Source organism: Capsulimonas sp., assembly GCF_039929585.1.
Taxonomy (GTDB): Bacteria; Armatimonadota; Armatimonadia; order Armatimonadales; family Capsulimonadaceae; genus Capsulimonas.
In genome coordinates this window covers 26480-36982 of the sequence record NZ_JBDSQY010000321.1, presented here as the reverse complement: position 1 = coordinate 36982, position 10503 = coordinate 26480, and the positions used below count along the sequence as shown (strand labels likewise).

General features: G+C 57.1%; 9 protein-coding genes. All 9 read right to left on the bottom strand.

Annotated elements, in window-relative coordinates; all coding sequences use genetic code 11:
* A partial coding sequence (locus tag ABIZ35_RS24725; protein WP_348222600.1) for a polysaccharide biosynthesis/export family protein occupies positions 1–853 on the bottom strand: 853 nt, incomplete at its 3' end.
* Positions 854–855: 2 nt separating this feature from the next.
* Positions 856–2991: a polysaccharide biosynthesis tyrosine autokinase gene (locus tag ABIZ35_RS24720; RefSeq protein ID WP_348222599.1), complete on the bottom strand. Its 2136-nt coding sequence runs from the start codon at positions 2989–2991 to the stop codon at positions 856–858.
* Between the two features lie 162 nt (positions 2992–3153).
* A complete protein-coding gene (locus tag ABIZ35_RS24715; RefSeq protein WP_348222598.1) occupies positions 3154–3360 on the bottom strand; it encodes a hypothetical protein in 207 nt (68 codons plus the stop codon).
* A gap of 143 nt (positions 3361–3503) precedes the next feature.
* Positions 3504–3740, bottom strand: a complete 237-nt coding sequence (locus ABIZ35_RS24710; RefSeq protein WP_348222597.1) for a hypothetical protein — start codon at positions 3738–3740, stop codon at positions 3504–3506.
* A gap of 90 nt (positions 3741–3830) precedes the next feature.
* A complete protein-coding gene (locus ABIZ35_RS24705) occupies positions 3831–5207 on the bottom strand; it encodes an O-antigen ligase family protein (protein ID WP_348222596.1) in 1377 nt (458 codons plus the stop codon).
* 25 nt (positions 5208–5232) lie between these two features.
* Positions 5233–6441 (bottom strand): glycosyltransferase, encoded by a 1209-nt coding sequence (locus ABIZ35_RS24700; RefSeq protein WP_348222595.1) that lies wholly within the window; start codon positions 6439–6441, stop codon positions 5233–5235.
* Between the two features lie 69 nt (positions 6442–6510).
* Positions 6511–7695 (bottom strand): glycosyltransferase family 4 protein, encoded by a 1185-nt coding sequence (locus ABIZ35_RS24695; protein WP_348222594.1) that lies wholly within the window; start codon positions 7693–7695, stop codon positions 6511–6513.
* 107 nt (positions 7696–7802) lie between these two features.
* Positions 7803–8528, bottom strand: coding sequence for a sugar transferase (locus ABIZ35_RS24690; protein WP_348222593.1), 726 nt, complete (start codon positions 8526–8528; stop codon positions 7803–7805).
* 297 nt (positions 8529–8825) lie between these two features.
* On the bottom strand, positions 8826–10364 hold the full coding sequence (locus ABIZ35_RS24685) for a sulfatase-like hydrolase/transferase (RefSeq protein ID WP_348222592.1): 1539 nt from the start codon (positions 10362–10364) through the stop codon (positions 8826–8828).
* Between the last annotated feature and the right edge of the window lie 139 nt (positions 10365–10503).

Sequence of the window (10503 nt, the reverse complement as noted above, 5' to 3'; positions counted from 1 at the left end):
TTAACAGCACATCCCCAGGCACGAGACGCGGCGCGGCGGCGGATTCGCTCAGTGAGCCCATCAGAGGCCGCAAATTGACGGTGCGAATATCGCCGGCGTGCATTACCTGAGCCTGCGCCAGAGCGGCGTCGTCGGTGGGACCGCCCGCCTGCGCTAAAAGGCTGACGATGGTGCCGCCGCCTGCGGGAACCGAGTATGTGCCGGGATGCAGCACATGGCCGCTCACCTGCACCTGCGCGATGGATGGATCGCGCTGCTGTACCAGCAGCACATCACCCGGCTCAAGCGGCAGGTTCAGCGAGTCGTCCCCACCCTGCATCAATTTTGGAACGTCGATGGGCGTGCTGGTCTTGCCGTTGTCCCGAATTAACGTCGCCTGGGTCAACGAATTATCCTGAGCGGCGCCGCCACACGCGGCGAAAGCTTCCAGAAGGCGCCAGCCCGGTTTGAAATTATAAAGCCCGGGCGTCTTCACGGCTCCCAGGACACTCACTTGCTGCGGCGCGCTGCTGCGGACCACAATCGTCACGGACGGCTGGTTCAACTGGTCGCTGAGACGCTTCGTGACCGCTGCGGTCAGCTGGGATACGGTTAGTCCTTCCGCGACGACATGTCCGGCGATTGGAAAATTAAAGCTTCCATCGGGAAGAATCGTCACGGACGACTTGAGATCTTCATGCCCCATCACGGAGATGTCGAGAGTATCGCCAACGGTAAGTTTGTACAGCGGAGACAGCGGCGCTATTGCGGCGTTTCCACCCACGCGTTGATTGATAGCGGCGAACGACGAAGCCGTTCCGACAAACGCGAGCGGAACAATCAAAGCCGCCGCGAAAACTGAAGACTTGCTCATTTTCATTTTTTCGTACCTTCGGTTTCGATCTGGCGCGTCGAGTGGCCGTTGCGGCCCGGCAGTGCTTCCGTGGAAGTCGCAGCCGTATACTGGTAGTAAGCGGGCGTGTCCTTCACGTTCATCTTGTTGAACGCGACGCCAATCACATTGGCCCGCGCCCGGCGCAGCAGGGTCTGGGCCTGCTTGGCGGCGGTTTTGCGCGTCTCGCCGTTCGCCACGACAAGTACGACGCCGTCGGCCTGCGACGCCACGATCTGCGCGTCGGCCACCGCCAGCACCGGAGCGCTGTCGAAGATAATGATGTCACAGCGCGAAGAAAGCTGCTCCACCATACTGCGGAACTTCTGTGAGTTCAGCAGCTCGGAAGGGTTGGGCGGAATAGTGCCGGCGGCCAAAACGGAGAGGTTCGGGAAGTTGGGGCTGACTTGCAGCGCTTCCTGAAGCGTCGCATCGCCGACCAGGATTTCCGTTACGCCCGGTGTCTGCGACAGGTCGAGATGCTTGTGCACCGACGGGCGTCGCAGGTCAGTGTCGATCAGAACAACTCGCTTACCGTCGGCCGCCATGGCGTAGGCCAGATTGGTGGCGGTCGTCGTCTTGCCCTCTCCCGGGCTTGATGACGTCACTTGCAGTGACCGGAACGGCGTATCGATTGCGGCGAAGTGAATATTGGTGCGCAGCGTCTTGTAGGCTTCCAGCTCCGGATGAGGGCCGCCCATGTTGGACAGCAGAAGCGCATCGTCTCGCGACAGCTGCGGCACGCGTCCCAGCGACGGCAGTCCCAGAAGGCGCTCGGCGTCTTCCGTGGAGTTCAGCCGGTCATCCAGATACTCCTGAAGAAGCGCCATCAAGATACCGATCACGCCGCCCATAATGATGGCGAACAGGAAGTTCAGCGCTTTCTTCGGCCGTACGGGCTGGGAAGGGATGACAGCGGGCTCGATCACATGCGCCGAGACGTGCCGGGCCTGCTCGCGCAGGTTCAGGTTTTGCAGCGTCGTGGAGTACATTTGATAAGCAGACAGCGCCGCATCATGTTCGTTTTGGATTTGCTCGGCGGGCGCTTCGTACGTGGGGAACGTCGCAAGCTCGTTCTTCGCCTGGGTCAGCAGGCTTTTGGATTCCAGAACGCTGGCTTCCAGATTCGCCACATCTCCTTCGCTGGAGGCGAGTTTGGTGCGAAGACTTTCGCGCACGGTGTTCGGATTACTCGTCATCGTGGTCGAGACGGCTGGCAGTCCGGCAAGCCGCGTATGAAGCGTGGAGATCTCGGCGTCGATCGCCTTGACCTGCGGAGCCTTCGCGGTATATCCGCCGGGGAGCATCATCTGACTGCGCTGCAGATCAAGCTGTGTGATGCGGGACTTCAGCGTCGCGATCTCAGCGTTGGTCTGTCGAATCTGCACGTCGAGGGTCGCCGGCTCGGCGGCCACCAGGGTGCGCAAACCGCTCACTAGCGCCCGCGCTCCCGCCAGCGACGCCTGCGCCGACTGATACTGCTGCGTCAGTGTCGCCACACGCGCGCTGGCGTCGTCTCGGCTGGATTTGATATCGACAAAGCCGCCTTTGCGCTTGAGTTCGCGATTTCGGGTATTGGCGCTGTTCAATCGCGCCTGCGCAGATGCGATCTGCTTCTGGGCGAACGCCTGCGCCTTATGAATCTCCTGCAGATCCGTTTTCGCCTTGTTGGCGAGATAAAGCTGAATAAGTAAGTTCGGAGCCCTGGCGGCGTCCTTTTTATCCGTAGACTCACCGGTGATGCCGATAACGTTCGTGCCCTTCACCGAGGCGACCGTGACCTTCGCATTGTGAGTGTGCTGGCCTACCTGGCTCAAGAGCGGGTTGGCTTGCAGTTCTTCAACCTTCGTGTCCACTGTTTGATCGGAGCCGATGTTGAAATAGTTTGCGATGTTACTGTCATCTGTTTGCGTCGTCAGCGTGGGACCATCAACGAGAAGTTTCGCGGTCGCTTGATAGACGCTTCGGGTCGCCAGTGTCACGAGGATCCCGAATGCGCTAATGACAAGCCATGTCGTGATGATCGTGGAGCGGCGGCGACGCAGGATCGAGATGTAGTCCTGGGGGGACATCGCGGGCTGGGTTTCTTCACTCTCGATCAGCAGTGGTTCACTCTGCATGTTAGTACAACAACTTTCTCAGGGGGGTGCATAAACTTGCGGACGGTCGTCTGACCGCCACGCTCACCGTTTTGCTGTGAGCGCAACGGATAAATGACCGTTTCGGTTCCTGAGAACCGAAACGGTCCGTTTCAGCGCTTAAGCCGCGCCAAGCAGAGGCAATTACGGCTTCTTCGGGTGGGCGAAGGCTACGTAAGCCACGGCGCCGACGGCGCCGATGATCAGAGCATTGGTGCCCGCGTTGTCGTCGTCGCCGTAGTTATCGGCAACGGCGGTTCCGATGGTCGGAACGGCTTGCGAAAGCAGCGCCACGCACACGAGGCCCGCGACGATGCGCTTCGCTGAGCGCTGGAAGAAATTTGTTGTCATGTTGTCCCCTTTCACTTTTTTGGCGATTACTGTAGGAGCCCGCCAATTTCCCGCCGATAAAACCGTCGAGAAATTGGCGAACAGCACCGGATCGCCACCCCGGCGATTTCTGGGACCAATCTTCCGATTAGGAAGATCGAATATTAAGGAGTCGGCATCTTCGGATGGTTCTTCTGATATGCCGCATGGCTAATCAGATATGCGGCGGCGCCAACAGCCCCGATCACAAGGACGGTCGTACCCGTGTTGTCGTCGCTGCTGTCATACTGGTCGGCAGCTGCGGAGCCGATGGTAGGAACGGCCTGCGACAGCAAAGCGACGCATACCATACCTGCGGCGACACGCTTGAAGCTGCGTCGAACGATTTCGTTGGTCATCATGAGTTTCCACCTCCTTTCGTCGATCGTGTGCCCTTCACGACGCTGATGCGACGCAAACTTCTAGGCCGAATATCATGGCCACACCGAAACTTATGCAATCGATCGCCGCTCTTTTCCGTCACGCCAGCGTGCGGGAAGACCGATAGCCAGCATCCCAATTCCCATCAGGACCCATTGCATCAGGCTGACCGAAGCAAAAACATAGGAGGGGCTTGCGGCGGCGTCCACGACCTGTCCAGCCATACCCGCGACCGCGCCCAGCAGAGCGGTCTTGCGCAGCCCAGGCTGCATCCGCCCCATCTCCCGAATTCCAGCGATGAAAAAACCGATGACTGCCGCCGCATAACATCCAAATCCCAGCAGGCCGATCTCCGCAATCATCTGAAGATAATAGCTATGAGCGTTATTCCGAAGGTCCGCCACATGAGTGAAGATATATTCCTTCGGCTGTCCCGTCGTACCGTAGCGTGTGGAGGCAAGAGGATACTGCCCGATCCCATGTCCAAAAACAGGCTTGTCCGCAATCATTTTCAGAGCGTCTCGCCACATCTGCCGGCGTATGCCCACGGAGTGATCTGCGGAGAGACCTTGCAGCGACGCCGCACGGGTCCGCAGGTCGTCGCCGGACCGAGATGATGTTACAAAATAAGCGCCACAAACAATTAATAGCAAAATAGGCGCCACAATCAAATATTTTTGCCGCGCTAATTGTTTTTTATCTAAATAATAGCGTATGCTGAGCGCCGCGAACACCGCCAAAGCGACCACTTCCGAAATCCAAGCCGAACGGCAACGCGCCACTAGCAGACACGCGGCAATCGCTAGGGACGCCACAAGAGCCGTCGTGCTGAGTCTGCTGTCCTCTTTGTAGAACAATCCGATCGCGACCGCCATCGGCAGACACAGCATTAAAAACGAACCCAGCTGCTCGTGCGTCCCGAACGAACCGGTCACACCATCCGCCTCATTGTAATTGCCGGTCCCCATCGTCGTCAGACCGATCACGGATACTGCGGTTCCTACGAATAGGATACCCCATAACATGACAGGAAGCTTACGCTGAGCGCTTGTCATTACAGCGGCGTACGCTAGCGCGCAAAATCCATAGCGCAGCGCTTCCGCCATAGCAAAATTCTTGTATGCCGCCGTGAAGTAGGAAAAAAGACAAACGGAGACGAGAAGAGTGATCGGCAGGTTTGGTCCTGCGGTCAACGCTTTCCCGATTTTACGGACATCTCCAAAATCCGCCTGCATAATTGCCGCAGCCAAAAGAAGAGAGCCGAGAATATCGAACACAAGAACCTTGCCGATCCCCGTCAGCAGCGGATGCCCGGTCAGCACCGGAACGAGGATCAGCATCGCCAGCACGAGATAAATCATACTGTACGACTGTACGGCAGCCGGCTGCGGAGAGGTCTCAGACCGCCCGCCGTGCAGCAAGGGAATCCGGCTTTCTTTCAAATTCATAATTCGAGGCCTGCTCCGTAGCCTCCTACAACCTTGCTTCCGCTTCTTTACGCAGCCAGGGCGATGTTTCGAAACTCAGCTCCGACGATTCGGAGGAGCCTTTGAGGCGGCTGAAATGCTTGAGTGAATCACGCCGCTCGTGCTCGAGCACCGCATCCACGAAATTCTTCATCTTACGCTGGAAGACCGCCGAGTCAAACTGCATCGCGTGGGACCGCAGCACCTGAGGCGCGAAGTCCGTCTGCAAAGCGAGCCGCATCGCGGCGGAAAGTGATTCGACCGTCTGGTCGCGGAAGAACAGGCCCGTGCCGCCGTCGATCACCGTTTCCAGCGCCCCGCCGGCGCCATATGCGATCACCGGACGTCCGCTTGCCATCGCCTCCAGAGGCGTAATTCCAAAATCTTCCTCGCCGGGCAAAATCAACGCTTTGCAGCGGCTGTATTCTCGCGCCACTTGATCGTCCGGAATGCTGCCCATGAACGTGATGGTCGGCCCGGCGATCTTCTTAAGCGCTTTCAGTTCCGGTCCAATCCCGACGATCCGCAGTGGATGCCGCATTCGGTTACAAGCTTCGATCGCCAGATCGATCCGCTTGTAACCAAGAAGACGAGACACCACTAAGAAATGATCTCCGACTTCATCCGGCGGGGCGATACTGTACTTTTTTGTTTCGACGGGCGGATGGATCACCGCCGCCGCCTCACGCCTGTAGAACTTACGGATGCGCCGCGCGACATTGTACGAGTTAGCCACAAAGTAGTCCACTCGGTTTGTGCTGTCCACATCCCACATTCTCAGATTTTTTAGTGTACCCCGCATTAATGGGCTGAGCAAGCGTAGCAAGCGGCTATTTGCCATATATCCGTGCTGGCGCCATGCAAATCGGGCGGGAGTATGACAATAACAAATGTGACAGGTGTCCGGCCCCGTGATGACGCCCTTCGCAAAACTACTGGAGCTGCTCAAGACAACATCGTAGCTATCCAGGTCAAACTCTTCAAAAGCCATGGGATAAAGCGCGAGGGCGAGCTTGTGCAGACGACGCGACGCAAGCGGCCATGCCTGCAGGAACGAAGTCCGAATGTCCATTTTCTTGAAGCAAGCCAGGGTCTTGTCGGCATCATACACGGAGGTATAGAGCGGCGCCTCAGGATACATTTCATGGAACGCCGCGACGACGCGCTCCGCGCCTCCCGCTTGCGTCAAAAAATCGTGTACAAGCGCAACCTTCATTAACAACCCCTTTATTCGTTTACTACGCGCCCCATCCACTGTTGATCATTGGGAACGCGTTATCGATCTCTACTTTTCAATTAACAATTCGCCGTAAATTTTTTCGAGGCTCGCGACGGAATGATGGATCATGAAACGGTCCTGGACTCGCCGTCTGCCGGCTTGTCCCATGGCTACGCCACGCGCGGGATCGTTCAAAATTGTGAGAATTGCGCGCGCCATCGCGGATGCGTCTCCCATCGGAGCCAGCAAGCCCGTTTCACCGTCGACCACAACCTCGGGCAGTGCGCCGCCGTCCGTCGCAACGACCGGCTTGCCCGCCGCCATTCCTTCGACGACGACCTGGCCGAACGGCTCTCCGAGGCAGCTGGCGTGAGCCACAAGCGTCACGTCTTTTAGCAGTTTGGGGATGTCACCTTGGAAGCCTAAAAACTCCACATTGCTAGTGATACCCAAATCTTCACACAATGAATACAAACTTTTTTCGTACTCGAACTCACCGAACAATGGAGCGCCCACGATCCAGAAGCGAGCGCTTGGGATGGTCTTCAGCACTTCAGCGGCGGCGCGCAGAAAAATATGCTGCCCTTTCCACTCCGCGATCCGGCCGATCAGCGCCACCACGGGACTGCTCGGGTCCATGGGCGCCGCTTCCACAAGAGGTCGATCCAGCATGCCGCTGTATACAACTGCAGTCGGCTTTTTTGCAGAAGGACTCAGAGTGCGCAGTGTGCTGTGCGAATTCGCGATAACGCCAGATGGCGCCGTACGGGCCAGAAATCGAAACGCGGCGGCGGCGGCGGCCGGAAGGTAGTTCGAGTCGATATTATCGCGAACATGCCAGATCACGGGAACGCGGGCGATCCGGCCGGCAAGTCCGCCATAAATATCGGACTTCAAAGAATTGGTGTGGATCAGATCGGCCTTGACACGCCGCACATATCGGGCGATTAGAAACGCATATCGCACCCAATCCAATACTTGTGTTACCTTCAAGAGCGAGCGGACGCCAAGGCCATCCTTCTGTGTGTCCACCAGCTCCTTACCCAAGGGGAAAACTTCCGTCGTAATTCCCGCGGCGCGCAGTTTCTCCACCAGGGGACCATCGGACGCAAGGACCACAGTGGGGAGATATCGGCTCCGGTCCAGAGCTCCCACCAAATTCAGCAGTGCGATTTCGCCTCCGCCCATTTTGGCGGTGTGATCCAAATAAACAATTCTCTTCGGCGCTGGCGTGCTATCAATGATTGGCATACAACAAAACTATCAACGATTCGAGGACGAGGCAAGTGGAAAATTAGCTAGTATTAATGCTAAGTACTGCAATTTCCGTGCCAACTATCAGCCTTACACATCCGAAATTAGTATGCTCCCCTGCCAGAAAGCACAACAGAGATCGTGCGCAGGAAGATCCGAATATCCAGCATCGGGCTCCAGTGATCGATAAAGTAAAGGTCTAATTCGATGCACTTTTCGAATGAGAGGTCGCTCCTGCCGGAGACCTGCGCCAGTCCCGTAATTCCAGGCGGGACGGCAAGCCGGGCGCGCTGGCGGGACGTGTACTGCGCAACTTCGGCGGGCAGAGCCGGGCGAGGGCCGATCAGGCGCATATCCCCCTTCACGACATTCAAAAGCTGGGGAAGCTCGTCCAGGCTCAGCTTTCGCAGAACACGCCCAATCGGCGTCACGCGCGGATCGTTGCGGATTTTGAACAACGGCCCGGACGCCTCATTGAGTGTGGACAGATGGATACGGCGCGCTTCGGCGTCCACCACCATCGAGCGAAACTTGTAGACCCAAAATTCTCCCCCTCCCTCGCCTACCCGTCTCTGCTTGAACAAAACCGGGCCGCGTGATGTGATCTTCACCCCCAAGGCAATCGCCGCCATCAGCGGAAATAGAAAAAGAAGCATCACAATGGCGATAAAAATATGAGCCGTCTGGCGGCATATCCGAAGCGGCCCTCTACTCCACGTGGGACAATCGACGCGAACACTCCGTCTCGCGTCCGAATGGGGCTCGGGCGCGTCGAAATCGCAAAGCGCTTCCTCTGAAGCCTTCGTACTTCCAAGCAGTTGCGACTCCATTTCTTACCTCATGCAGCGCGCATCGATCATCCGCGCTCTTTTAAATTAATCGTGCAAATAAACTGAAAAGTTTGACTAGTCTGTTTTGCCGAACGAACTCGAGAACAGATAGCTGGGGGGCGACATCGCCCCGGGCGCCGGCGCTTTCGCCAACCGCCGGGAATAGTCTTAAGATCAAACGAATGCAGCGCAGCGCCGTCCATACGTCTTGAGAAGGATTATATCACGAAAGCAGAGTAATCGCAACCAGTGCAGTACAAGTAAAAATACGGGGTTTCGATTATTCCTAGGCTCTGATTACGCATCTTCGTTTGTGACCGAGCCTTTTGGGCGAGGATCGGCCCGATGATACCCTCGGCTCAGCTGAGTTCGGGATCGCTGCTCCGTTTCATCAGGATCCCCGCCGACTTCCTTGACCATACGCGCGTGCATCGTCTTAAGACGCGCCGCATGCTCGGCCCTGCCGGCAAGGTTCGTAAACTCATGTGGATCTTCAGCGAGATTGTAAAGCTCACGTTCCGCGGGATGGTCTTTATCGATCACCGTGTGATACACATATTTCCAATCGCCGGAACGTGACATCACATAGCCTGACGCCGTGTTATGGGCATAGTACTCGCTGACTGCATAATCTTTCCAGGACGCCGCGCCGCGATCCATCCAATGCGTCATCGACGCGCCGTTCCAGTCGTCCGGCGTATGTGCTCCGGCAATGTCCGCGACAGTCTGGACCAGATCGACATGGGAGGAAGCGCCGCGGCGCCGCTGTCCGCCCTTCCAGCGTTTCGGCCATGAGATAATGAGAGGAACCCGGCTGGACTGTTCGTACATGCAGTTCTTCCACCACATGCCATGCTCGCCCATGTTCTCCCCATGATCGGATGAGTAAATGATCACGGTATTCTCGGCGATATCGGGCCGCAGGCGCAGAGCCGCCAGCACTTTACCGATTTCGTCGTCGGCCCAGTTTGTCAGTCCGTAATAAAGCTCGCGGCCTCTGCGAACGGTCTCGTCCGGAACGCCGATCTCTGCGAAAGCGGCGCGCTGCACCTTGTAGTTCAGCGGCAAGCTCTCTAAAAATCCCTCCGGAATATTGGGCATATCCACCTTGCCCTCGTAACGCCGCCAGTACTTATCGGGAACGATCAGGGGGAAATGGGGCGAAAGATATCCAACAAACAGAAAGAAGGGCTGATCGCCCTCCGCCTGCTCAGACAAAAATTCCACCGCTCCCGCCGTCACCCGCCGATCGTGCTCCACAGTGCTGCCGTGGTTCCCCGCATGAAAGGTTTGGAATCGGGGAGATAAACGCTCCTGCTGGATATCCGTAGGCGGCCGGCGGCGGCCAAGTCCCGTTTGATACCAGTTATTGAAATCGCCGCCGACTTCCGTGAATCCATAGCGACGGCTATAATCATAGTGCTGCTTGCCACACAGGAATGATTTGTACCCCGCCGCGTTCAGCACTCTCGGAAGAGACGCGATATTTGGGTCCGGCAGATCCGAAGTCAATCCCCAGGCGTCCACGTGCGATACGTATTTACCGGCGGTCAATGAAAGCCGTGAGGGGGTGCAGAGGGGTGAATTGCAGTAATGACCGTCGAAGGTAATGCCGTTCCTCGCCAAAGCATCCATGTTCGGCGTTTGGATCAAACGATTGCCGTAACATCCCGCGACGGAATGATTATGTTCATCGGACATGATCCAGAGGATATTGGGTTTCGAGCGTCGCTTCACAGTCGCCGCAGCGCCGATATTCGGAAGCGCGAGGCCGCAAACGCTTGCCGCCGCGACGCCAAGAAAGTCTCGGCGAGAAATGGTGAGTGTCTTCTGCATAGTTCATATCGGCGCTAAGGGCGCGAGAGGGAGCATCGCTTAAAACCAACGACTTTCTGACGCGCCTGCTCCCCCAAGGTTCATTCAGATTGAAGATTTATTTCGAGATAAAATAAAACGGGCCGCATGGAAAATTTCC

Bases quoted from the DNA above. Each gene is read 5' to 3' on its own strand.
- ABIZ35_RS24720 (WP_348222599.1), bottom strand. From the start codon at position 2,991: ATGCAGAGTGAACCACTGCTGATCGAGAGTGAAGAAACCCAGCCCGCG.
- ABIZ35_RS24715 (WP_348222598.1), bottom strand. From the start codon at position 3,360: ATGACAACAAATTTCTTCCAGCGCTCAGCGAAGCGCATCGTCGCGGGC.
- ABIZ35_RS24710 (WP_348222597.1), bottom strand. From the start codon at position 3,740: ATGATGACCAACGAAATCGTTCGACGCAGCTTCAAGCGTGTCGCCGCA.
- ABIZ35_RS24705 (WP_348222596.1), bottom strand. From the start codon at position 5,207: ATGAATTTGAAAGAAAGCCGGATTCCCTTGCTGCACGGCGGGCGGTCT.
- ABIZ35_RS24700 (WP_348222595.1), bottom strand. From the start codon at position 6,441: ATGAAGGTTGCGCTTGTACACGATTTTTTGACGCAAGCGGGAGGCGCG.
- ABIZ35_RS24695 (WP_348222594.1), bottom strand. From the start codon at position 7,695: ATGCCAATCATTGATAGCACGCCAGCGCCGAAGAGAATTGTTTATTTG.
- ABIZ35_RS24690 (WP_348222593.1), bottom strand. From the start codon at position 8,528: ATGGAGTCGCAACTGCTTGGAAGTACGAAGGCTTCAGAGGAAGCGCTT.
- ABIZ35_RS24685 (WP_348222592.1), bottom strand. From the start codon at position 10,364: ATGCAGAAGACACTCACCATTTCTCGCCGAGACTTTCTTGGCGTCGCG.